This window comes from Mycolicibacterium iranicum (assembly GCF_002101705.1).
Lineage (GTDB): Bacteria > Actinomycetota > Actinomycetes > Mycobacteriales > Mycobacteriaceae > Mycobacterium > Mycobacterium iranicum.
The window spans coordinates 162,285-182,845 of sequence record NZ_LQPC01000020.1 but is presented as its reverse complement, the minus strand read 5'-3'; the positions used below and the strand labels follow the sequence as shown (position 1 = coordinate 182,845).

Below are 20,561 nucleotides of genomic sequence, written 5' to 3'. Positions count from 1 at the left end.
ACTCAGCTAATGACTACAGCGATTGAATATCCGTCCGCGACGGCAGTTGCCCGCCACATCGGCATCTCCGCGACCAAAGCGCGCCGCGTCATCGACCTGGTCCGCGGCAAGAGCGTCGAGGAAGCCCTCGACATCCTGCGGTGGGCTCCTCAGCAGGCCAGCGATCCGGTTGCCAAGGTCATCGCCAGCGCTGCCGCCAACGCGCAGAACAACGAAGGCTTGGACCCGACCACCCTGGTGGTCGCGACGATCATGGCCGACGAAGGCCCGACCGCCAAGCGCATCCGGCCCCGCGCGCAGGGTCGCGCGTACCGGATCCGCAAGCGCACCAGCCACATCACGGTGATCGTCGAAAGCCGGCCTCCCAAGAACGCGGGGCAGGGCTCCGCCGGTACTGCCAGGGCGCGTCGTGCTCAGGGCAGCAAGGTGGCCACCAAGAAGGCCGGAGCCGCGCAAGCGGCGACATCGAAGGGAGGCTCGGAGTAGTGGGCCAGAAGATCAATCCCCACGGCTTCCGCCTCGGTATCACCACCGACTGGAAGTCCCGCTGGTACGCCGACAAGCAGTACGCGGACTACATCAAAGAAGATGTCGCGATCCGCAAGCTGCTGGCCACCGGCCTGGAGCGCGCCGGCATCGCCGACGTGGAGATCGAGCGCACCCGCGACCGCGTGCGTGTGGACATCCACACCGCTCGTCCGGGCATCGTGATCGGTCGCCGCGGCACCGAGGCCGACCGCATCCGCGCCGACCTGGAGAAGCTCACCAAGAAGCAGGTGCAGCTGAACATCCTCGAGGTGAAGAACCCCGAGAGCCAGGCGCAGCTGGTCGCCCAGGGTGTCGCCGAGCAGCTCAGCAACCGCGTGGCGTTCCGCCGCGCGATGCGCAAGGCGATCCAGTCCGCGATGCGTCAGCCGAACGTCAAGGGCATCCGCGTGCAGTGCTCCGGCCGCCTCGGCGGTGCTGAGATGAGCCGCTCGGAGTTCTACCGCGAGGGCCGCGTTCCGCTGCACACGCTGCGCGCCGACATCGACTACGGCCTGTACGAGGCGAAGACGACCTTCGGCCGCATCGGTGTGAAGGTGTGGATCTACAAGGGCGACATCGTCGGTGGCAAGCGCGAGCTGACCGCCGCCGCACCCGCGGGCGCCGACCGTCCGCGTCGTGAGCGTCCGTCCGGCACCCGGCCGCGCCGCAGCGGTGCCTCGGGCACCACCGCGACGAGCACCGACGCCGGCCGCGCCGCGTCCGAGGAAGCGCCCGCCCCCGAAGCCGCCGCCGCAGCGCCGGCAGCTGAGAGCACGGAGAGCTAAATCATGCTGATTCCCCGCAAGGTCAAGCACCGCAAGCAGCACCACCCCCGCCAGCGTGGCATCGCCAGCGGCGGGACGTCGGTCAGCTTCGGTGACTACGGCATCCAGGCGCTGGGCCATGCCTACATCACCAACCGGCAGATCGAGTCCGCTCGTATCGCCATCAACCGGCACATCAAGCGTGGCGGCAAGGTGTGGATCAACATCTTCCCGGACCGCCCGCTGACCAAGAAGCCCGCCGAGACCCGCATGGGCTCCGGTAAGGGTTCCCCGGAGTGGTGGGTTGCCAATGTCAAGCCCGGACGCGTGCTGTTCGAGCTGAGCTACCCCGACGAGAAGGTCGCCAGGGAAGCCCTTACCCGCGCCATCCACAAGCTGCCGATCAAGGCACGCATCGTCACGAGAGAGGAGCAGTTCTGATGGCAGTCGGAGTTTCCACCGGCGAACTGCGCGAGCTCACCGACGAAGAACTGACCGACAAGCTCCGCGAGTCGAAGGAAGAGCTGTTCAACCTGCGCTTCCAGATGGCGACCGGCCAGCTTGCCAACAACCGCCGGCTGCGCACTGTCCGGCAGGAGATTGCACGCGTGTACACCGTGCTGCGTGAACGTGAGTTGGGTCTGGCCGCCGGACCCGGAGGTGAGGATTCCTAATGGCAGACGCAAAGACGGAGAAGGGCCCCAAGCACACTCCCCGCACCGAGACGCCGCGTGGCCGTCGCAAGACCGCCATCGGATACGTCGTGTCGGACAAGATGCAGAAGACCATCGTGGTCGAGCTCGAGTCCCGCAAGTCGCACCCGTTGTACGGCAAGATCATTCGGACCACGACGAAGGTCAAGGCCCACGACGAGAACGGGGACGCCGGTGTCGGCGACCGCGTGTCGTTGATGGAGACCCGGCCGTTGTCGGCCACGAAGCGCTGGCGCCTCGTTGAGGTGCTCGAGCGGGCCAAGTAAGTACCGTTCTCGAAGAAGCCCCCGCGCCCTATTGGCGGCGGGGGTTTTCTCGTCTGCAGACCGTCACTTTTCGATGCGGGTGCGCACACCGTCGAGCAATTGGCGCAGACCGGAGTGGAAGTCGGCCATCCGATCCCCGTCGCCGTCGAAAGCCCCGGCCCGCACCGCCGCAGACAGCGCGGGGAAACGCTCGGATTCGACAAGCTCGTGTAACTGTGCCGTGAACGGGGCCTGCTTCGATCGGGTGGCATCGATGTCGAGTGCGGCGGCGCCTCGGGTGTAGTGCAGGACAGCCATCACGGCGGCCACCTTGTGGTGCTCGGCCAGTCGTGCCGAGGACAGCGCTGCCAGACCTGCGTCGAGCCAAGCCAGCTGACCCGGATCGACCGGCGGGTAGGCCGCGGTCACCGCGAGGATCCACGGGTGCCGGTGATAGACCTCCCACAATCCGTCGGCCCATTCGGAGACAGCGGCCTGCCAGTCGTCCCGGCCTGCTACCGCGGGAGGCGCTCCGACGGCAACCGAGGTCATCAGCATCTGCAGTTCGTCCTTGGTGGCTACGTGCCGGTAGAGCGACATCGTGCCGCAGCCGAGCTTGTCCGCGAGCCGCGCCATCGACAACCCGGCGAGACCGTCGGTGTCGGCCAGCTCTATCGCGGCGTCGACGATGCGGGTGCGGCTGAGATTTCGCGAACGGCCAGGGCGCGGATTCATCGAGGTCACTGTAGCTCTGGACGCCGTTATGCGTATGCCATACGCTTTTGCGTATGCCATACGCATTCCTGGGTGTGCTTGTCGTCGGCTTCCTGGCGTTCTCGCTGCCGCCCTACCTGAGCGGCGGTAGTCGCGTACCTCCGACATTCGGTCTGCACTACGAGCTTCTGGTCATGCACGTGCTGCTGGCCGGCATCGCCATGCTCTGCGCAGTCGTGCAGTTGCTGCCCGGCTCGCGCGGCAGGTGGCCTGCTCTGCATCGCCGGACGGGGCGCATCTACGTATTCGCCGCCGTCCCTGCGGCGCTGTCGGCGTTGGTGATCGGCGCTGCCACACCCTTCGGTCCGCTGTTGGCCGCGAGCAACGTGGTACTCGGTGCGCTGTGGTTGTGGTTCACCGTCGACGGATACCGCGCCGCGCGCGCAAGGCAATTCGCGCGTCACCGCCGGCAGATCACGCGCAGCGCCGTGTTGGCACTGTCTGTCATAACAAACCGTGTGTGGACGCCGGCGCTGTTCCTCGCGTTGCAGCCCTTGCAGCACAGGCTGTTCGGTGGCAACGAAGAGCACTTCCTCTGGCTCGTCGCGGGCCTCGGCGGATGGCTGGGCTGGACTGTGCCGCTGGTGGTGACGCAGGTGTGGCTGCGACGCAAGCCCGGTGTGCCACCGGCAGTTTTGCGGGCCTACCGTGCTCAGCGGGTGTAATCTCCGGGCGTGGCGACGGAATTCAACGGCAAGATCGAACTCGACATCCGGGATTCCGAACCGGACTGGGGGCCGTTCGCGGCGCCGACGGCGCAACCGGATGCGCCCAACGTCCTCTACCTCGTCTGGGACGACATCGGCATCGCCACCTGGGATTGTTTCGGCGGGCTCGTGGACATGCCCGCGATGAGCCGTATCGCCGAACGAGGAGTTCGGCTTTCGCAGTTCCACACCACCGCGCTGTGCTCACCCACCCGGGCCGCGCTGCTCACGGGGCGAAACCCCACGACCGTCGGCATGGCCACGGTCGAGGAATTCACCGACGGTTTCCCCAACAGCAACGGGCGAATTCCCTTCGACACCGCCCTGCTGTCGGAGGTGCTCGCCGAAAACGGCTACAACACCTACTGTGTCGGCAAGTGGCACCTGACGCCGCTTGAGGAGTCCAATCTCGCAGCGACGAAACGGCACTGGCCGTTGTCTCGCGGCTTCGAGCGGTTCTACGGGTTCATGGGCGGCGAGACCGACCAGTGGTACCCCGATCTCGTCTACGACAACCACCCCGTCGCTCCGCCCGCCACGCCGGAGGAGGGCTACCACCTGTCAAAGGACCTGGCGGACAAGACGATCGAATTCATTCGCGATGCCAAGGTGATCGCACCCGACAAACCGTGGTTCTCCTACGTGTGCCCCGGCGCGGGGCACGCGCCGCACCACGTCTTCAAGGAGTGGGCAGACCGCTACGCGGGGCGCTTCGACATGGGGTACGAGGTCTACCGGGAGATCGTGCTGGAGAACCAGAAACGTCTCGGCATCGTGCCACCGGATACCGAGCTTTCGCCGGTCAATCCGTACCTGGACGTCAAGGGTCCCAATGGCGAAGAGTGGCCGACGCAGGACACCGTCCGGCCGTGGGAGTCGCTGAGTGACGACGAGAAGCGGCTGTTCTCGCGGATGGCCGAAGTTTTCGCCGGGTTCCTCTCCTACACCGACGACCAGATCGGGCGCGTCCTCGACTATCTCGAAGAGTCGGGGCAGCTCGACAACACCATCATTGTCGTGATCTCCGACAACGGGGCCAGCGGCGAGGGCGGACCCAACGGATCGGTCAACGAGGTCAAGTTCTTCAACGGATACATCGATTCGGCCGAGGAAGCCCTGAAGGTCTTCGACGAACTCGGCGGTACGTCCACCTACAACCATTACCCGATCGGCTGGGCGATGGCGTTCAACACCCCCTATAAGCTGTTCAAGCGGTACGCATCCCACGAGGGCGGCATCGCCGACACCGCAATCATCTCGTGGCCCAACGGAATTGCCGCCCACGGCGAGGTGCGAGACAACTACGTCAACGTCGCTGACATAACGCCGACGGTGTACGACCTGCTGGACATCACCCCGCCGGCCACCGTGCGCGGAGTGGCGCAGAAGCCGCTCGACGGCGTCAGTTTCAAAGTGGCACTGGAGAATCCGACGGCCCCGACCGGTAAGGAAACCCAGTTCTACACGATGCTCGGCACTCGAGGCATCTGGCACAAGGGCTGGTTTGCCAGCGCCGTCCACGCGGCGTCGCCGGCGGGTTGGTCGCACTTCGACGACGACCGGTGGGAACTGTTCCACATCGAGGCCGACCGCAGTCAGTGCCACGACCTGGCCGCCGAGCACCCGGACATGGTCGAGGAGCTCAAGGCCCTGTGGTTCAGCGAGGCCGACAAGTACAACGGGCTTCCCCTGGGCGACCTCAACGTGCTCGAGACGATGTCGAGGTGGCGGCCGTATCTGGCGGGGGAGCGGCAGTCCTACACGTACTACCCGGGAACAGCCGATGTCGGCATGGGCGCGGTCGTCGAGATCAGGGGCCGGTCGTTCGCGGTGCTGGCCGAGGTCACCATCGACGACGACGGCGGCGCCGACGGCGTGGTGGTCAAACACGGTGGCGCACATGGTGGTTACGTGATGTACCTGCAGGGCGGTCGCCTGCACTTCTGCTACAACTTCCTCGGCGAGTACGACCAGACGTTGGCGTCCGCAGATCCGGTCACCGCCGGCCACCACACCCTGGGGTTCACCTTCACCCGAACCGGAACCGCCGAGGGAAGCCACACCCCCGTCGGTGACGCGGCCCTGTACATCGACGAGGTGCAGGTGGCCGGTCTAGCCGAAATGCGGGCCCATCCGGGCACTTTCGGGCTCGCCGGGGCGAGCCTGAGCGTGGGACGGAACTCCGGATCGGCCACCTCCAACGCCTTCCATGCTCCGTTCCCGTTCACCGGCGGCACCATCGCGCGCGTCAACATCGACGTGTCCGGGGCTCCGTACACCGATCTGGAACGCGACTTCGCCCGGGCGTTCGCGAGGGACTGACGGCCGTGGTCCGCGCCGCAGTCGCGATCGTGCTCGTCGGTGTCGCTCTCGCCGCACCGGCCTGCACGCGTCTGGACGACGGTGCTCCGGTGGCCGACGGCAGCCCGCCCGCAGCGCAGCCATCGGAACCGACCGAGACGACCGGGACGACCGAGACAACCGAGGCGACTGAGACGACCCCCGTTCCGGCGGGGGCGCCCTGTGCGCCCGCCGACGTTCCGCCGGTGCGGGTGGCCGCCGAGATCCCCGACCCCGCCGCCCCGAAGGCCATCGTCGGCGTGCCCGACGGGTGGTCGATGGCCTCGGCCCCCGGCGGCGCGCGGCTGGAGGGGTCCGACGGCATGTGGGCGACCGTGACCATCGCCCCCACCTCGCCCGAACCGCAGGAAGCCTTCCGTGACTACACCGACGACCTGACCGAAGAGACGACGGTCAGCACGGTCAGCATGCTGCCGGCGGACCTGTGCGGGTACCTCGGCCAACGGCTGATGGGCGTGCTCGAGAAAACAGATTCGCCGCAGACCGTGGAGTACAAGGCCCGGATCGTGCACGTGCCAAGCGCGGGTCAGGCCTACCTGATCGCCGTGTACATCGAGGCGCCCGGTGAAACGCCAGGATTCGACGAGGCCGCGACGCTGGTGACCGGCGACTTCGAGATCGCCCTACCCTGAAACCATGCTGACCGATCTCGTCGGTCTCGACGGCGGGACGTTCCGGATGGGCTCCACGCGGTTCTATCCCGAAGAGGCCCCGATCCACACCGTCACGGTCGCGCCGTTCGCGATCGAGCAACACCCCGTCACCAACGTGCAGTTCGCCGCGTTCGTCGAGGACACCGGATACCGCACCGTCGCCGAACAGCCGCCCGATGCGGCGCTGTATCCCGGAGCCGCACCCGAAGACCTCGTCGCGGGCGCCCTGGTGTTCCGTGCCACCGCCGGGCCGGTCGACCTCAGAGACTGGCGCCAGTGGTGGCAGTGGATGCCCGGCGCGTGCTGGCGTTACCCGTTCGGACCGGACAGTTCCGCCGAGTCCGTTCAGGACAAGCCCGATCATCCCGTGGTCCAGGTCTGCTACGCCGACGCCGCTGCCTACGCGCAGTGGGCGGGTCGGCGCCTGCCCACGGAAGCCGAATGGGAGTTCGCCGCCCGGGGCGGCTCGACAGCGACCTACGCGTGGGGTGAGGAGCCGACGCCCGGGGGCCAGCTGATGGCCAACACGTGGCAGGGCGCGTTCCCGTACCGCAACGACGGTGCGCTGGGCTGGGCCGGCACCTCACCGGTCGGCGCATTTCCGGACAATGCGTTCGGTCTGGCCGACATGATCGGAAACGTCTGGGAATGGACGACGACGCGCTTCGCCGGGCACCACCGGCCAGACGGCGCGACGCAGTCGTGCTGTCCTCCGCACGGGCCGGATCCGGCCCTCAACCAGGTGCTCAAGGGCGGCTCGCACCTGTGCGCGCCGGAGTACTGCCACCGCTACCGACCCGCCGCAAGGTCCCCGCAGTCGCAGGACAGCGCGACCACGCACATAGGCTTCAGGTGCGTCGCGAGCGTCGTCTGACCTGCGATTTGGAGCATTCCCCGAGCTCACCTAGTATGTAGGGGTTGCCTAGGGCAGACCTCGGTCATCTTCTTCGGATTTTGAGTGATCCAGTGAGAAGACCCTGCGTGCTCTTGGGTGACAAAGACCGCGCACGACCAGGTCGGTATCTGGCGTGCATAAAAACCCAGGTCGAGGAGATCTAGTGATTCAGCAGGAATCGCGGCTCAAGGTCGCCGACAACACGGGTGCCAAGGAGATCTTGTGCATCCGGGTGCTCGGCGGCTCGTCGCGGCGCTACGCGGGCATCGGCGATGTCATCGTGGCGACGGTCAAGGACGCCATCCCCGGCGGCAACGTCAAGCGCGGCGACGTCGTCAAAGCCGTCGTGGTGCGCACCGTCAAGGAGCGCCGCCGCGCCGACGGCAGCTACATCAAGTTCGACGAGAACGCCGCCGTCATCATCAAGAACGACAACGATCCGCGCGGCACCCGCATCTTCGGGCCCGTCGGCCGCGAGCTGCGCGAGAAGAAGTTCATGAAGATCGTCTCGCTCGCCCCGGAGGTGTTGTAGATGAAGGTCCGCAAGGGCGACACGGTGCTCGTCATCTCGGGCAAGGACAAGGGCGCCAAGGGCAAGGTCCTGGTGGCCTACCCCGACCGCGACAAGGTCCTGGTCGAGGGCGTCAACCGGATCAAGAAGCACACCGCCGAGTCGCGCACCGAGCGCGGTGCGGCCTCGGGCGGCATCGTCACGCAGGAGGCGCCGATTCCGGTGTCGAACGTGATGCTCCTGGACTCGGACGGCAAGCCGACCCGCGTCGGATTCCGCGTCGACGATGAGACCGGCAAGAAGGTCCGCATCGCCAAGACCAACGGCAAGGACATCGTCTAATGACCACAGCAGAAAAGACCCTCCCTCGCCTCAAGCAGCGCTACCGCGAAGAAATCCGCGACCAGCTGCTCAAGGAATTCGGCTACGCGAACGTCATGCAGATCCCCGGCGTGGTCAAGGTTGTCGTGAACATGGGTGTCGGCGACGCCGCCCGCGACGCCAAGCTGATCAACGGCGCGGTCAACGACCTCGCGCTGATCACCGGCCAGAAGCCCGAGATCCGCAGGGCCCGTAAGTCCATCGCGCAGTTCAAGCTTCGTGAAGGCATGCCCATCGGCGCCCGCGTCACGCTGCGCGGCGACCGCATGTGGGAATTCCTGGACCGTCTGATCTCGATCTCGCTGCCCCGTATCCGCGACTTCCGCGGCCTGAGCGCCAAGCAGTTCGACGGCACCGGCAACTACACCTTCGGTCTGACCGAGCAGTCGGTGTTCCACGAGATCGACGTGGACAGCATCGACCGCCCCCGCGGCATGGACATCACCGTCGTCACCTCGGCGACGAACGACGACGAGGGACGTGCGCTGCTGCGGGCGCTCGGCTTCCCGTTCAAGGAGAACTGAGCACATGGCAAAGAAGGCTCTGGTCAACAAGGCCAACAAGAAGCCCAAGTTCAAGGTGCGTGGCTACACGCGTTGCAATCGCTGCGGCCGCCCGCACGCGGTGTTCCGCAAGTTCGGCCTGTGCCGGATCTGCCTGCGCGAAATGGCGCACGCGGGCGAACTGCCCGGTGTGCAGAAGTCCAGCTGGTAAGCCGGAAACCCAAACTTCCATCCACGAAAAATGTTGCGGTAGGCCCCAAAAGGGATTCAACCCAGTGGGAACCGCCGCGAGAAAGGTGAGCCGGCTGTCATGACCATGACGGATCCGATCGCAGACTTCTTGACGCGTCTGCGCAACGCCAACTCGGCGTATCACGACGAAGTGACCTTGCCGCACAGCAAGATCAAGGCGAACATCGCCGAGATCCTGAAGTCCGAGGGTTACATCTCCGACTACCGCACCGAGGACGCCCGCGTGGGCAAGTCCCTTGTGGTGCAGCTCAAATACGGGCCGAGCCGGGAGCGAAGCATCGCCGGCCTGCGCCGCGTGAGCAAGCCCGGTCTGCGGGTGTACGCCAAGTCCACCAACCTGCCGAAGGTGCTCGGCGGGCTCGGTGTGGCCATCATTTCCACGTCGTCCGGTTTGAGGACCGACCGCCAGGCATCCCGCGAGGGTGTCGGCGGCGAGGTCCTCGCTTACGTGTGGTGAGGGAGGGTTAGAACATGTCTCGCATTGGAAAGCAGCCGGTACCGGTTCCCGCCGGGGTCGACGTCACCATCACCGGACAGAACGTGGCGGTCAAGGGGCCCAAGGGCACGCTGACCCTCGATGTCGCTGAGCCCATTGAGGTTTCGCGCGACGACGACGGCGCCATCGTGGTGACCCGGCCCAACGACGAGCGTCGCAACCGCTCGCTGCACGGCCTGTCGCGCACGCTGATCGCCAACCTGGTGGAGGGCGTGACCAAGGGCTACACCACCAAGATGGAGATCTTCGGCGTCGGTTACCGCGTCGTGGCCAAGGGCAGCAACCTGGAGTTCGCCCTGGGCTACAGCCACCCGGTCCTGATCACCGCTCCTGAGGGCGTCACGTTCGCGGTCGAGACCCCCACCAAGTTCTCGATCTCCGGTATCGACAAGCAAGCTGTCGGCCAGATCGCGGCGAACATCCGCCGCCTCCGTAAGAGCGATCCCTATAAGGGCAAGGGAATCCGCTACGAGGGCGAGCAGATCCGTCGCAAGGTCGGAAAGACGGGTAAGTAACACATGGCTACCAAGAGCGCAGAAGCCGCCGGGCACACCCCGGTCGGCAAGAACATCAGTCAAACCCGCCGCACCGCGCGGCTGCGTCGGCACGCACGCCTGCGCAAGAAGGTCTCCGGTACCGCCGAGCGTCCGCGCCTGGTGGTCAACCGTTCCTCGCGGCACATCCATGTGCAGCTGGTCGACGACCTTGCGGGCGTCACGCTGGCCGCGGCGTCCTCGATCGAGGGCGATGTGCGTGCGGTCGACGGCGACAAGAAGGCCGCCAGCTCGCGGGTCGGTCAGCTGATCGCCGAGCGCGCCAAGGCCGCAGGCATCGAAGAGGTCGTGTTCGACCGCGGTGGGTACACCTACGGCGGCCGTATCGCGGCGTTGGCCGATGCCGCTCGCGAAGGCGGGCTGAAGTTCTGATGACTTACAACGAGAGGACTGCATGATGGCCGAGCAGGCTGGCGCCGGTTCGGCGCAGGACAATCGCGGCGGCGGTCGTGACGATCGCGGTGGCCGGGGTCGCCGGGACGACCGCGGCGGCCGTGGTGGGCGCGACGACCGGGAGAAGAGCAATTACCTGGAGCGGGTCGTCACGATCAACCGCGTCTCCAAGGTGGTCAAGGGCGGTCGCCGGTTCAGCTTCACCGCGCTGGTGATCGTCGGCGACGGCAAGGGCATGGTCGGCGTCGGTTACGGCAAAGCCAAGGAAGTTCCCGCGGCGATCGCCAAGGGCGTGGAAGAGGCGCGCAAGAACTTCTTCCGCGTGCCGCTCATCGGCGGCACCGTGACCCACCCGGTCCAGGGTGAGGCTGCGGCCGGCGTCGTGATGCTGCGTCCGGCAAGCCCCGGTACCGGTGTCATCGCCGGCGGCGCGTGCCGTGCGGTGCTGGAATGCGCCGGCGTGCACGACGTCCTGGCCAAGTCGCTCGGCAGCGACAACGCGATCAACGTGGTGCACGCCACCGTTGCCGCGCTGAAGCTCCTGCAGCGTCCCGAAGAGGTCGCGGCGCGCCGCGGCCTGCCGATCGAAGATGTAGCGCCCGCGGGCATGCTCAGGGCTCGCCGTGAGGCCGAGGCCCTGGCCGCCAGCGCAGCGCGTGAGGGAACGGCTTAACCAATGGCAGAGCTCAAGATCACCCAGGTGCGCAGCACCATCGGTGCGCGCTGGAAGCAGCGCGAGTCGCTGCGGACGCTCGGGCTGCGCAAGATCCGCCAGTCCGTCGTCCGTGAGGACAACGCGCAGACGCGCGGTCTGATCAAGACCGTGCACCACCTCGTAGAAGTTGAGGAGGTTTAACCATGGCTCCGATCAAGCTTCACGACCTGAAGCCGGCCCCCGGCGAGAAGACCGCCAAGACCCGCGTGGGTCGCGGTGAGGGCTCCAAGGGTAAGACCGCCGGTCGCGGCACGAAGGGCACGAAGGCCCGCAAGAACGTCCCCGCGACGTTCGAGGGTGGCCAGATGCCGATCCACATGCGGCTGCCGAAGCTGAAGGGCTTCCGCAACCGCTTCCGCACCGAGTACGGCGTCGTCAACGTCGGGGACCTGAACAAGGCCTTCCCCGAGGGCGGCACGGTCGGCGTGGACGAGCTGGTGGCCAAGGGACTCGTTCGCAAGAACATTCTGGTCAAGGTGCTCGGCGACGGCAAGCTGACCGTCAAGGTCGACGTGACCGCGCACAAGTTCAGCGGCAGCGCCCGCGAGGCCATCACGGCCGCAGGTGGCTCGGCCACCGAGCTCTGATCTCAGACGACAAGAACCCCCGCCTCGGCGGGGGTTCTTTCGTTGGACCGTCCGTAACAGCGCAGCGGCGCACGACGATTTAGAATCTGCATGCCGACACACAAGGAGCACGCCATGATCCGCCGCCGCCGGACCATCACCGTCGCGATGGTCGCCGCCGGTCTCGCAATGTTTGGGGGAGCTGCGACCGCCAACGCCCAGACGCCGGATGAGCAGTTCGTCAGCGCGATGACGAAAATGGGCATCCCGTTCGCGCCCGATGAGGATCTGCCCGCGGTCGGGCACAAGGTGTGCGACATGCTGACGGCGGGGTTGACGGGCAACCCCAATCCCGTTCCCGCGGTGCGCGGCGTAGTTCAAACGCTGGAAAGCAATACCGAGCTCACCAAGCAACAGGCCGTCGGCGTGATGCAGGCGTCCACCTACATCTACTGCCCGCAGTGGGCACGCCTCATCGGCCGCTGAGCTCTTCCCGGGCGTCGGTACGCTCGGTTTCATGTTCTCTCTGCTGTCCGGGGTTCCCGGGTTCGACGAAGTTCGTCAGTTCGCCCGCAAGGTCGACACGGCCCGCCATCAGGGCGTGCCCGACGGCTGCATCCTCGAGCTGGATCTGCAGAGCGCGCCGCCGGAAACCGCCGGCTTCGACCCGATGGCTCTCCTCAGCGGCGCCGGGCGGCCCCTGCTGCTTCGTGAAGCGGTCTCCGCGCTGCACCGGGCCGCCGAGGATCCCCGGGTGGCGGGCCTGATCGCACGCGTACAGATCGACGCCGCCCCGCCGGGGCCCGTGCAGGAGTTGCGCGAGGCGATCGTGGCGTTCACCGCGAAGAAGCCGTCGCTGGCGTGGGCCGAGACCTACCCGGGCACGCTGTCCTACTACCTGGCCTCGGCTTTCGGTGAGGTATGGATGCAGCCGTCGGGGTCGGTCGGCCTCGTCGGCTTCGCGACCAGTGCACTGTTCCTGCGCGATGCGCTCGACAAGCTCGGCGTCGAGGCCCAGTTCGTGGCGCGCGGCGAATACAAGTCCGCAGCAAACCTTTTCACGCAGAACCACTACACCGAAGCCCATCGCGAAGCCGACACCGCTCTGGTCAACGGGCTTCGCGGACAGGTGTGGGCGGCAGTGGCGGCCTCTCGCGGCATCGACATCTCGACGCTTGACGGGCTGGCCGACCGGGCGCCGCTGCTGCGCGACGACGCGGTGACGGCGGGTCTGGTGGACCGAATCGGCTTCCGCGACGAGGCCTACGCGCGGATCGCGGAAAGGGTTGGCGCGGAGGGTATTTCACCGGAAACCGGGGACGCTGACAGCGAGGATGCGCCGCCCCGGCTCTATCTTTGCCGGTACGCCCGTGCCAAGAAGCCGGCGGTCCCTACGCTGAAGAACCGCCCGCGGTTAGCGGTGGTGACGGTGGCCGGGCCGATCGTCGGCGGCAAGGGTGGACGGCAGACGCCGATCGGCGGCTCCAACGCCGGCGGCGACACCATTGCCGCCGCGCTGCGCCAAGCGGTGTCCGATGACGACATCGCGGCGATCGTGCTGCGCGTCGACAGCCCCGGCGGCGCAGTGTCCGCATCGGAGACGATCTGGCGGGAGGTCGTCCGCGCGCGCGAACGGGGTAAGCCGATCGTCGCATCGATGGGCTCCGTCGCTGCCTCGGGTGGTTACTACGTGTCGATGGCCGCCGACGCGATCGTCGCCAACCCTGGCACCATCACGGGTTCGATCGGCGTCGTCACGGGCAAGTTCATCGCCAAGGATTTGAAGGACCGGCTCGGTGTGGGTTCGGACTCGGTGCGCACCAACGCCAATGCCGATGCCTGGTCGATCGACGCACCGTTCACCGAGGAGCAGCACGCGCACGTCGTTGCCGGGGCCGACGAGATCTACACCGACTTCGTGGAGCGGGTCGCCGAGGGGCGAAAGATGACCGTCGAAGCCGTCGAGCAGGTGGCGCGTGGGCGGGCGTGGACGGGCGCTGATGCGCTCGAGCGCGGTCTTGTCGACGAACTCGGCGGGCTGCGTTGCGCGATCCAGCGGGCCAAAGTGCTGGCTGGCATCGACGCGGACGACAAGGTCGAACTTCACTACCTGCCGGGCTCGTCGCTACGGGATGTGTTGCGGCCCAAGCCTTCTTCGCAGCCGGCGGCGGCGTCGCTGCCCGACCTGCTGGGCGCCGTGGCGATTCGGTCGCTGATCGGTGTGGTCGACCAGACCCAGCGGTCGCTCACCGGGGTCAACGTGTTGTGGCTGGGGGAGACCCGCTACTGAGGTGAGCGATGATCCGTTCCAGGAGCTGGGCTGGGGCGTCTTCCGGTAGGAGGTGCCCGGCATCGTCGATCCATGTCAGACCTCGGTTGGGGATGCGCCCTGCGATCCACTCCCCGTGGGGCGCAGGGAGAATGCGGTCTTCACGGCCCCATGCCAATGTCACCGGGATGTCGACTGTGGCGAGCAGGTCCTCGTAGTCCGCGGTGTCGCTCTGGCTGAGCTGGCGGTACTGCCGGTAGAAAGCGGCCTGTCCGGCTGCGCCCAGCCACGGTGCCAGGTAGGCGTCGAGGACCCCCGGGCGGTAGTCAGCATGGGTGCCGTTGCGCAAGTGCGCGGTGACAAGGGCCTCGTGGGCGTAGGCGGGTAGCTGGCCGAAGACCTCGTGGTGTTGACGGATGAGTCCGAACAGGCCGTGTTCCCAGGTGCCCCCGGTGACGGCGTCGAAGAGGAAAAGATCTGAGTACTGCGCCCTTTCGAGCAGTAATGCGCGCAGCACGATGGCGCCGCCGATGTCGCAGGCGATGACGCTGGGACGGTCCAGCTTCCAGTGGCCGAGCAGCTCGGCGAAATTATGTGCCTGGGCCGCGAGGGTCAGGTCCTGGCCATCTTGCGTGTCGGACTGCCCGTAACCGAGATGGTCGAAGACGTACACACGCCGGCCGGCCCTGGCGAGGGCCGGGGCCACGTCGCGCCATAGGAACGACGAGTACGGCGTGCCGTGTACGAGGACGACAGCAGGGCCATGGCCGATCGAGTTCCAGCGCACCACCCCGTCGGCAAGCTCGGCTTCTTTCGGCAGAGTCCACGTCGTTCGCGTCAGGTCCACACCCGACGGTGTACCCACCTTCGGCCGGAATTTGTCGGACCCGCCTGGCATGGTGGCGTTATGTCCTCGACGGCAGCGTCTTTCGTTCCCAGTCCACCTCGGATGGCGCGGCTGGAGGAGCTGTTCGACGAGCTGTCGGAGCTGGCCGGGCATCGCAACGCCATCGACGGGCGCATTGTCGATATCGTCGCCGAGATCGATCGTGACCGGTTGTGGGGGGCTACCGGGGCGCGCACGTTGGCGGGGTTGGTGGCCTGGAAGCTGGGCAGTGCGGCGCGCCACGCCAAGAGTGTCGTCGCGATCGCGGATCGTCTCGAACAGTTCCCGCAGTGCGTCCAGGGCATCCGCGAGGGCCGCCTGTCGGTGGATCAGGTCGGGGTGATCGCCGAACGCGCCGCCGACGGCTCCGATGCCCACTACGCGCAGCTGGCGTCGGTGGCCACGGTCAACCAACTGCGCACCGCGGTGCGGCTAGAACCCCGCCCGGAGCCCGAGCCGCGTCCCGAACAGACCCGCTCGCTGTCCAAAACCGCGGGTGCCGAGTACACCACGTGGCGCATCCGGCTGCCCCACCTCGACGCCGCGAAACTCGAGGCGGCCTTGGCGTCGCATCGCGACACCCTGGTCGCGGACTGGAAGCGTGACCACGATTCCGAAGCGCCCGACTCGGATCAGGTGCCGCCGTTTCCTGATGCGGTGGATGCGTTCATGGGGTTGGTCGAGGCGGGCTGGGACGCCGAAGCCGCGCGCCGTCCGCATGGTCAGCACACCACCGTGGTCGTACACGTCGACGTCGAGAAGCCGATCGGATCTTTGCATCTGGGTCCGCTGCTCACCGACGCCGAGCGCCAGTATCTGAGCTGTGATGCCACCTGCGAGGTGTGGTTCGAACGCCACGGTCAGCCCCTGGGCGTGGGCCGGGCCACCCGCACCATCAGCCGGCGGCTGCGTCGCGCGCTGGAGCATCGGGACCGCTGCTGTGTGGTGCCCGGCTGCGGGGCCACCCGTGGCCTGCACGCGCACCACCTCCGCCATTGGGAAGACGGCGGCCCCACCGAGTTGTGGAACCTGGTGCTGGTGTGCCCGTTTCATCACCGGGCCCATCACCGCGGCCTGATCATCCTCATCGGAACCGCCGATCGGCTTGTGGTCACCGACCGCGACGGTGACCCACTGACCGGGGGATCACTGGCCCGCCCACCGACCACGCCCCCACCGGCAGTCCCACCAGCACCCGGCCCTACCGGCGAACGCGCGCAATGGAAGTGGTACCACCCCTTTGAGCCACCGCCACCGACAACCAACTAGGCGCGGACCTCGTCGGGCTGTAGCCACTCGGTAGGTCGCAACAGGACAACCTCGGGGACGATGCACGCCGTCGAGAGTCGGGTGGTCATCCGAACGACTTCGGCAACGTCGCGCGGGCTGATCATCGTCGAAGCGTCGACCTGGTCGCGGTAGGCGTCGGCCATCGCGGTGTCTACGAGTCCGGGACACAGGGCCGTGGCCTTGATGCCCGCCGTGGATAGTTCGTCATGTAGAGCTTCGGTGAATCCGACGACGGCGAACTTGGTCGCCGAGTAGGTGGACAGCGTAGCCTCGCCCCGCTTGCCCGCATTGGAGGCAGTGTTGACGACCTGAGCCGAACCTCGGAGTCGGACAGCCTCCTTCAGCAGCGGCAGGCACTTGCTGGTGAGCAGTACGACCGCGCGAACATTGACTGCCAGCTGGGCGTCCAGCAGCTCGGCCGTGATGTCGCCGACCGCGCTGTTACCTGCGATCCCGGCGTTGTTCACCAGCAGATCCAGCGAGCCGAAGGCTCGGCGGTGTCCCTCCGCAATCGCGTCGAGGAAGTTCTCGTCGGCCACCGATCCCGCCACTGTGTGTAGCTCGGGGCCGGGCTGTGCACGAATCGATTCCGCTTCAATACTCAGCTTTTCAGGGTTGCGGGCCACCATGGTCACCGCGAACCCCTCTTCGCGGAGCGCGGATGTAACGGCGAGGCCGATGCCACCCGAGGCCCCGGTGACTATCGCGCTGCGTGGTTGGCTCTTCATCCGACGATTGTGCGTGGAAAGCCCCGATGCCGCGCGTTGTGGTCGGCGATCAGCGGCGCCGCGCAGCAGGTAGTAGCTCGTGAGCTCGGTAGCTGTTGTCGTCGGGGTTGATGGTCACTCCCGGTGCGACGATCTCGTCGATGCGGTCGAGGATGTCGGCCGACAGGATGAGGTCGGCGACGATGTCGAGCTTGCGCTGATTCGCCGGGGTGGACATGTCGAAGCGCGCGGTCGGCCGCGCGGACGAGGTGGCGGTGGGGGCCACCCCTTTGCGCCACTTGCCGGACAGCCGGCCGCCGGCAATGGGGGAGTACACCAAAGTTCCCATGCCGTAGCGCTGCACCGTCGGTAGGACGTCTTCTTCCATGCCGCGCACGAGTATCGAGTAGGGCGGCTGCTCGGTGACGAATCGGGAATACCGGTTCTCTTCGGCTGCCCACTGCGCCTCCACGATCTGCGAACCGGAGAACTAAGACGAGCCGATGTAGCGCACCTTGCCTTGGTCATCGTTCCCGGCGGCCATACCTCACGGTCGGTTGTCGTTCACTGCGGGACGTGTAACTACCGGCGTCCGCAGTGACGAAACCGCGCCGTCGCCGTGGTCAGGCGAGCGCGGCAACCAGCGCGGCGGTTACCTGGGCTGTGGATGCGGTGCCGCCGAGATCGGCGGTACGCGTGCTGGAGTCGGCGAGGCTGGCTGTCATCGCAGCCAGGACATCGTCGGCCGCCGCGTGGTGGCCGAGGTGGGAAAGCATCATGGCTGCCGACCAGACCGCGCCGACGGGGTTGGCGATGCCGCGGCCTGCGATGTCCGGTGCCGAACCGTGGACAGGCTCGAACATCGACGGGTATTGCTTTGTCGGATCAAGGTTCGCCGAGGGCGCGATCCCGATGGACCCGGCCACTGCAGCGGCGAGGTCGGAGAGGATGTCGCCGAACAGATTGGACGCCACCACCACGTCGAATCGGGAGGGCTGGAGAACAAACTTCGCCGCCAGGGCGTCGATGTGTTCACTGTCGATCCGGACATCGGGGTACCGCGCGGAACGTTCGGCGACGACTTCGTCCCAGAACGGCAGGGTGTGCACGATGCCGTTCGACTTCGTCGCCGACGTCACGTAGCCGCGTCGGGTCTGTGCGAGTTCGAAGGCGTAGTCAGCGATCCGCGACACACCGGCGCGCGTGAATACGGATTCTTGGACCGCCATCTCTTCGGGGAATCCCCGGTTGAGGCGTCCGCCGATCTCGCTGTACTCGCCTTCGATGTTTTCCCGCACGACTACGAAGTCGACGTCCTCGGCACCGCGAAGGGGGCTCTGGACGCCGCGAAACACCCTGATGGGCCGCAGATTAACGTACTGCCGGAAGGTCCGGCGGATCGGGATGAGGAGACCCCACAGCGACACGTGGTCCGGTACTCCCGGCCATCCGACCGCGCCCAAAAGAATCGCGTCGAACTCACGGAGCATGTCGAGTCCGTCGGCGGGCATCATCGCGCCCTCGCGTTCGTATCGCTGACACGACCAGTCGAATTCTCGGTACTCCAGTTCGATTCGGTGTTTCGCGCACACCGCGTCGAGGACGGCTCGGGCGGACTCGATCACGTCGACGCCGATGCCGTCGCCCGGGATGACGGCGATACGTTGCGCGCTCATGCGCCCAGGCCCAGCAGCGCGATCAACAGGGGCAGGCAGATGACGATCAGGATCGCGCCGGCGATGTCGAACGAGATGCCCGAGCGGATCATCGTCGTGATGGGCACTGCGCCCGACCCGTAGACGATTGCGTTCTGCGGGGTCGAGACCGGCAGCATGAAGCCGAACGATGCGGCAAATGTCGCGGCGAGTGCGGGCACGAACGGGTTGACGCCGGCGGCGACGGCAATCGGGATGATGATCGGTACGACGACCGCAGCCGAGGCCGTGTTGCTCGTCGTCTCGGACACGACGATCGCCAGCAGCACGGCGAAGATGGTGATTGCCACGACGCTGGTGAGTCCCAAAGCTTCTGCCACCGAGGTGCCGATGGTCTCGGCCAATCCTGTGTCCGCCAGTAGAGAACCGAAGATGATGCCGGTACCGAACAAGACCACAGTTCCCCAGTCGATGGCGGCGGCGTCTTTCCATCGCAGCGTGAACTCACGCTGGGGCCAGTCCGTCGGCAGCAGGAACAGCAGGGACGCCCCGAATACGGCGACGGTCCCCTCGTCCAGTCGGTCGCTCACCGCGGTGTAGATGTCGGATTCGTTGCCGAAGACCAGCGCAAGGATTCCTGGCAGGATCCACAGCGACACGGTGACACCGAACGCGAGCAGCGTGTTCTTCTCCGCACGTGACAGCCCGCCCATCTCGGCGCGCTGTTCGGCAACGTACTCCGACACGCCTTCGATCTTCTTGAGCTCCGGCTTGTTGAGCTTGATGAGCAGGAACGCCAAAACGCAGAACATCAGGAGGCAGATCGGCGCGGCCAGAACCATCCACTGTCCGAAGCTGATTCGCTCGCCGGTGGCCTCCTCGATCAGGCCACGTCCGATCAGGTTCGGCGGGCTCCCGACGGGGGTGAGTAGGCCGCCGACGCTGGCCGAGTAGGCGAGCATCAGCATGAGGGCGGCGCCGACCCTCAACCGCAGCGGATCGAAATCTTCTTCCACCTTGCCCTGCTTCTGCAGCAACTTTGCGATCACCCCGAGGATGCCGAGCGCTGTCGGCAACAGCATGGCGACGGTGGCGGTGTTGGAGACGAACGCCGACAGCAGCGCCGTGATGGCGCCGAAGGCGATGATGACCCCTGTTGTCGATTGGCCGGCACGGGGTAGCGCGAGGATACGGAATGCGAAACGCCGCGCCAGCCCATGCTTGAGCATCGCCTGAGCCAGGATGAAGGCGCCGATGAACGTGAAGACCGTCGACGATCCGAAGGGGCCGAGGACGTCGTCGGCCGGGGCGACGCCCAGGAAGACGATGACGGCGACGCCGAGCAATCCCCCGATCGGTATCGGTACGGGCTCGGTGACCCACAACACGATGACGCCGAGCAGCACGCCGGCCAGGGTCTGCTGTTGTGGCGGGATGTCGAGCGGAAGGAGAAGGAACACGATGGCAACGACAGGCGCCAAGAAGAGACCGACGGTCCGGCGCCCCTTCTCGAATCGCTCTTCGGCCGGGCTCAGTTGCTGCTCGCCCAGGCTGCGATAGGTCCCGCCGCCCAGCAGTGACTTGTCGACGTCGGTGCGCTTCACCGGATTGTCCGCGGTCATCGGCATCTCCTGACCCAGGGGACGCCGCCAGTGTGGCGCGCGTCACTCGACCCCTGCGGGACGGGAGTGCCCTGCGCTCGCAGAACTTAATCCGCGGCCGTGAATTTCTTCCGGATACCGG

At 66.7% G+C, this 20,561-nt stretch carries 28 protein-coding genes; 22 read left to right on the top strand and 6 right to left on the bottom strand.

The annotated features are described in order from the left end of the window. Window positions 1-9 precede the first annotated feature (9 nt). Genes rplV through rpsQ form a run of 5 tightly spaced genes read left to right on the top strand, consistent with a single transcriptional unit; the run spans window position 10 to window position 2,271 of the window. On the top strand, window positions 10-486 hold the full coding sequence (gene rplV / locus AWC12_RS05980) for a 50S ribosomal protein L22 (protein WP_024446198.1): 477 nt from the start codon (window positions 10-12) through the stop codon (window positions 484-486). Beyond that, window positions 486-1,313 carry a 30S ribosomal protein S3 gene (gene rpsC / locus AWC12_RS05975; protein WP_024446199.1) on the top strand — a complete coding sequence of 276 codons (828 nt, stop codon included), beginning with the start codon at window positions 486-488 and terminating at the stop codon, window positions 1,311-1,313. Before rplV ends, rpsC begins: the two co-directional genes overlap by 1 nt. 3 nt (window positions 1,314-1,316) lie before the next feature. Further along, a complete protein-coding gene (rplP, locus tag AWC12_RS05970; protein WP_024446200.1) occupies window positions 1,317-1,733 on the top strand; it encodes a 50S ribosomal protein L16 in 417 nt (138 codons plus the stop codon). Beyond that, window positions 1,733-1,966: a 50S ribosomal protein L29 gene (gene rpmC / locus AWC12_RS05965; RefSeq protein ID WP_024446201.1), complete on the top strand. Its 234-nt coding sequence runs from the start codon at window positions 1,733-1,735 to the stop codon at window positions 1,964-1,966. Before rplP ends, rpmC begins: the two co-directional genes overlap by 1 nt. After that, window positions 1,966-2,271: a 30S ribosomal protein S17 gene (rpsQ, locus tag AWC12_RS05960; RefSeq protein WP_024446202.1), complete on the top strand. Its 306-nt coding sequence runs from the start codon at window positions 1,966-1,968 to the stop codon at window positions 2,269-2,271. Before rpmC ends, rpsQ begins: the two co-directional genes overlap by 1 nt. 63 nt (window positions 2,272-2,334) lie before the next feature. Here rpsQ and AWC12_RS05955 read toward each other — a convergent pair whose 3' ends face one another. Further along, window positions 2,335-2,985 carry a TetR/AcrR family transcriptional regulator gene (locus AWC12_RS05955; protein ID WP_024446203.1) on the bottom strand — a complete coding sequence of 217 codons (651 nt, stop codon included), beginning with the start codon at window positions 2,983-2,985 and terminating at the stop codon, window positions 2,335-2,337. A gap of 53 nt (window positions 2,986-3,038) precedes the next feature. Between AWC12_RS05955 and AWC12_RS05950 the strand changes: the two genes are divergently transcribed. From AWC12_RS05950 to sppA, 16 genes are all read left to right on the top strand, one after another. Continuing rightward, window positions 3,039-3,689 (top strand): DUF2306 domain-containing protein, encoded by a 651-nt coding sequence (locus AWC12_RS05950; RefSeq protein WP_036464904.1) that lies wholly within the window; start codon window positions 3,039-3,041, stop codon window positions 3,687-3,689. Window positions 3,690-3,698: 9 nt separating this feature from the next. After that, a complete protein-coding gene (locus tag AWC12_RS05945) occupies window positions 3,699-6,053 on the top strand; it encodes an arylsulfatase (RefSeq protein ID WP_085172938.1) in 2,355 nt (784 codons plus the stop codon). Window positions 6,054-6,058: 5 nt separating this feature from the next. Beyond that, entirely contained in the window at window positions 6,059-6,724 is a 666-nt protein-coding gene (locus tag AWC12_RS05940) for a hypothetical protein (protein WP_234813842.1), read from the top strand. Window positions 6,725-6,728: 4 nt separating this feature from the next. Continuing rightward, window positions 6,729-7,619, top strand: coding sequence for a formylglycine-generating enzyme family protein (locus AWC12_RS05935; RefSeq protein WP_085172936.1), 891 nt, complete (start codon window positions 6,729-6,731; stop codon window positions 7,617-7,619). A gap of 184 nt (window positions 7,620-7,803) precedes the next feature. Further along, window positions 7,804-8,172, top strand: a complete 369-nt coding sequence (gene rplN / locus AWC12_RS05930) for a 50S ribosomal protein L14 (RefSeq protein ID WP_003892852.1) — start codon at window positions 7,804-7,806, stop codon at window positions 8,170-8,172. Next, window positions 8,173-8,493, top strand: coding sequence for a 50S ribosomal protein L24 (gene rplX / locus AWC12_RS05925; RefSeq protein ID WP_024446208.1), 321 nt, complete (start codon window positions 8,173-8,175; stop codon window positions 8,491-8,493). After that, the gene (gene rplE, locus AWC12_RS05920; RefSeq protein WP_024446209.1) at window positions 8,493-9,056 is read left to right on the top strand and encodes a 50S ribosomal protein L5; all 564 of its coding nucleotides are present in this window, start codon (window positions 8,493-8,495) and stop codon (window positions 9,054-9,056) included. The genes rplX and rplE overlap by 1 nt, the downstream gene beginning before the upstream one ends. 4 nt (window positions 9,057-9,060) lie before the next feature. Beyond that, on the top strand, window positions 9,061-9,246 hold the full coding sequence (locus AWC12_RS05915) for a type Z 30S ribosomal protein S14 (protein WP_011778599.1): 186 nt from the start codon (window positions 9,061-9,063) through the stop codon (window positions 9,244-9,246). A gap of 99 nt (window positions 9,247-9,345) precedes the next feature. Then, entirely contained in the window at window positions 9,346-9,744 is a 399-nt protein-coding gene (rpsH, locus tag AWC12_RS05910; protein WP_024446210.1) for a 30S ribosomal protein S8, read from the top strand. Window positions 9,745-9,758: 14 nt separating this feature from the next. After that, on the top strand, window positions 9,759-10,298 hold the full coding sequence (rplF, locus tag AWC12_RS05905; RefSeq protein ID WP_024446211.1) for a 50S ribosomal protein L6: 540 nt from the start codon (window positions 9,759-9,761) through the stop codon (window positions 10,296-10,298). A 3-nt stretch (window positions 10,299-10,301) separates the two neighbouring features. Further along, window positions 10,302-10,709 carry a 50S ribosomal protein L18 gene (gene rplR, locus AWC12_RS05900; RefSeq protein WP_085172934.1) on the top strand — a complete coding sequence of 136 codons (408 nt, stop codon included), beginning with the start codon at window positions 10,302-10,304 and terminating at the stop codon, window positions 10,707-10,709. Window positions 10,710-10,734: 25 nt separating this feature from the next. Then, window positions 10,735-11,403 carry a 30S ribosomal protein S5 gene (gene rpsE / locus AWC12_RS05895; protein ID WP_024446213.1) on the top strand — a complete coding sequence of 223 codons (669 nt, stop codon included), beginning with the start codon at window positions 10,735-10,737 and terminating at the stop codon, window positions 11,401-11,403. A gap of 3 nt (window positions 11,404-11,406) precedes the next feature. Then, on the top strand, window positions 11,407-11,586 hold the full coding sequence (rpmD, locus tag AWC12_RS05890) for a 50S ribosomal protein L30 (RefSeq protein ID WP_024446214.1): 180 nt from the start codon (window positions 11,407-11,409) through the stop codon (window positions 11,584-11,586). Between the two features lie 2 nt (window positions 11,587-11,588). Further along, complete coding sequence (rplO, locus tag AWC12_RS05885; protein ID WP_085172932.1) at window positions 11,589-12,032, top strand: 50S ribosomal protein L15; 444 nt, start codon at window positions 11,589-11,591, stop codon at window positions 12,030-12,032. Window positions 12,033-12,146: 114 nt separating this feature from the next. Beyond that, window positions 12,147-12,497: a DUF732 domain-containing protein gene (locus AWC12_RS05880; protein WP_024446216.1), complete on the top strand. Its 351-nt coding sequence runs from the start codon at window positions 12,147-12,149 to the stop codon at window positions 12,495-12,497. A 31-nt stretch (window positions 12,498-12,528) separates the two neighbouring features. After that, window positions 12,529-14,301, top strand: a complete 1,773-nt coding sequence (sppA, locus tag AWC12_RS05875; RefSeq protein WP_085172930.1) for a signal peptide peptidase SppA — start codon at window positions 12,529-12,531, stop codon at window positions 14,299-14,301. Here sppA and AWC12_RS05870 read toward each other — a convergent pair. After that, complete coding sequence (locus AWC12_RS05870) at window positions 14,267-15,178, bottom strand: alpha/beta fold hydrolase (RefSeq protein ID WP_085172929.1); 912 nt, start codon at window positions 15,176-15,178, stop codon at window positions 14,267-14,269. The genes sppA and AWC12_RS05870 overlap by 35 nt on opposite strands. A 9-nt stretch (window positions 15,179-15,187) precedes the next feature. On the opposite strand from AWC12_RS05870, the gene AWC12_RS05865 reads away from it, so the two are divergent. Next, complete coding sequence (locus AWC12_RS05865) at window positions 15,188-16,435, top strand: HNH endonuclease signature motif containing protein (protein ID WP_085172926.1); 1,248 nt, start codon at window positions 15,188-15,190, stop codon at window positions 16,433-16,435. Here the strand turns inward: AWC12_RS05865 and AWC12_RS05860 are convergent. The 4 genes from AWC12_RS05860 to AWC12_RS05845 all read right to left on the bottom strand — a co-directional run bounded on the left by AWC12_RS05860 (window position 16,432) and on the right by AWC12_RS05845 (window position 20,440). Next, window positions 16,432-17,184: an SDR family oxidoreductase gene (locus AWC12_RS05860; RefSeq protein WP_085172924.1), complete on the bottom strand. Its 753-nt coding sequence runs from the start codon at window positions 17,182-17,184 to the stop codon at window positions 16,432-16,434. The two genes, AWC12_RS05865 and AWC12_RS05860, sit on opposite strands and share 4 nt — an antisense overlap. Before the next feature lie 49 nt (window positions 17,185-17,233). Further along, window positions 17,234-17,638 (bottom strand): aldo/keto reductase, encoded by a 405-nt coding sequence (locus AWC12_RS05855; RefSeq protein WP_327084719.1) that lies wholly within the window; start codon window positions 17,636-17,638, stop codon window positions 17,234-17,236. 148 nt (window positions 17,639-17,786) lie between these two features. Next, the gene (locus tag AWC12_RS05850) at window positions 17,787-18,839 is read right to left on the bottom strand and encodes a tartrate dehydrogenase (RefSeq protein ID WP_085172922.1); all 1,053 of its coding nucleotides are present in this window, start codon (window positions 18,837-18,839) and stop codon (window positions 17,787-17,789) included. After that, window positions 18,836-20,440 carry an SLC13 family permease gene (locus AWC12_RS05845; protein ID WP_085173122.1) on the bottom strand — a complete coding sequence of 535 codons (1,605 nt, stop codon included), beginning with the start codon at window positions 20,438-20,440 and terminating at the stop codon, window positions 18,836-18,838. The genes AWC12_RS05850 and AWC12_RS05845 overlap by 4 nt, the downstream gene beginning before the upstream one ends. Window positions 20,441-20,561 lie beyond the last annotated feature (121 nt).

Coding starts and splice junctions, on each gene's coding strand:
- rplP (WP_024446200.1), top strand. CDS start 1,317: ATGCTGATTCCCCGCAAGGTCAAGCACCGCAAGCAGCACCACCCCCGC.
- rpsQ (WP_024446202.1), top strand. CDS start 1,966: ATGGCAGACGCAAAGACGGAGAAGGGCCCCAAGCACACTCCCCGCACC.
- sppA (WP_085172930.1), top strand. CDS start 12,529: ATGTTCTCTCTGCTGTCCGGGGTTCCCGGGTTCGACGAAGTTCGTCAG.
- AWC12_RS05860 (WP_085172924.1), bottom strand. CDS start 17,184: ATGAAGAGCCAACCACGCAGCGCGATAGTCACCGGGGCCTCGGGTGGC.
- AWC12_RS05850 (WP_085172922.1), bottom strand. CDS start 18,839: ATGAGCGCGCAACGTATCGCCGTCATCCCGGGCGACGGCATCGGCGTC.
- AWC12_RS05955 (WP_024446203.1), bottom strand. CDS start 2,985: ATGAATCCGCGCCCTGGCCGTTCGCGAAATCTCAGCCGCACCCGCATC.
- rplX (WP_024446208.1), top strand. CDS start 8,173: ATGAAGGTCCGCAAGGGCGACACGGTGCTCGTCATCTCGGGCAAGGAC.
- AWC12_RS05870 (WP_085172929.1), bottom strand. CDS start 15,178: ATGCCAGGCGGGTCCGACAAATTCCGGCCGAAGGTGGGTACACCGTCG.
- rplE (WP_024446209.1), top strand. CDS start 8,493: ATGACCACAGCAGAAAAGACCCTCCCTCGCCTCAAGCAGCGCTACCGC.
- rpmD (WP_024446214.1), top strand. CDS start 11,407: ATGGCAGAGCTCAAGATCACCCAGGTGCGCAGCACCATCGGTGCGCGC.
- AWC12_RS05915 (WP_011778599.1), top strand. CDS start 9,061: ATGGCAAAGAAGGCTCTGGTCAACAAGGCCAACAAGAAGCCCAAGTTC.
- rpsH (WP_024446210.1), top strand. CDS start 9,346: ATGACCATGACGGATCCGATCGCAGACTTCTTGACGCGTCTGCGCAAC.
- rplF (WP_024446211.1), top strand. CDS start 9,759: ATGTCTCGCATTGGAAAGCAGCCGGTACCGGTTCCCGCCGGGGTCGAC.
- rpsE (WP_024446213.1), top strand. CDS start 10,735: ATGGCCGAGCAGGCTGGCGCCGGTTCGGCGCAGGACAATCGCGGCGGC.
- AWC12_RS05950 (WP_036464904.1), top strand. CDS start 3,039: ATGCCATACGCATTCCTGGGTGTGCTTGTCGTCGGCTTCCTGGCGTTC.
- rplV (WP_024446198.1), top strand. CDS start 10: ATGACTACAGCGATTGAATATCCGTCCGCGACGGCAGTTGCCCGCCAC.
- AWC12_RS05880 (WP_024446216.1), top strand. CDS start 12,147: ATGATCCGCCGCCGCCGGACCATCACCGTCGCGATGGTCGCCGCCGGT.
- rplO (WP_085172932.1), top strand. CDS start 11,589: ATGGCTCCGATCAAGCTTCACGACCTGAAGCCGGCCCCCGGCGAGAAG.
- AWC12_RS05865 (WP_085172926.1), top strand. CDS start 15,188: ATGTCCTCGACGGCAGCGTCTTTCGTTCCCAGTCCACCTCGGATGGCG.
- AWC12_RS05845 (WP_085173122.1), bottom strand. CDS start 20,440: ATGACCGCGGACAATCCGGTGAAGCGCACCGACGTCGACAAGTCACTG.
- AWC12_RS05935 (WP_085172936.1), top strand. CDS start 6,729: ATGCTGACCGATCTCGTCGGTCTCGACGGCGGGACGTTCCGGATGGGC.
- rpmC (WP_024446201.1), top strand. CDS start 1,733: ATGGCAGTCGGAGTTTCCACCGGCGAACTGCGCGAGCTCACCGACGAA.
- rplR (WP_085172934.1), top strand. CDS start 10,302: ATGGCTACCAAGAGCGCAGAAGCCGCCGGGCACACCCCGGTCGGCAAG.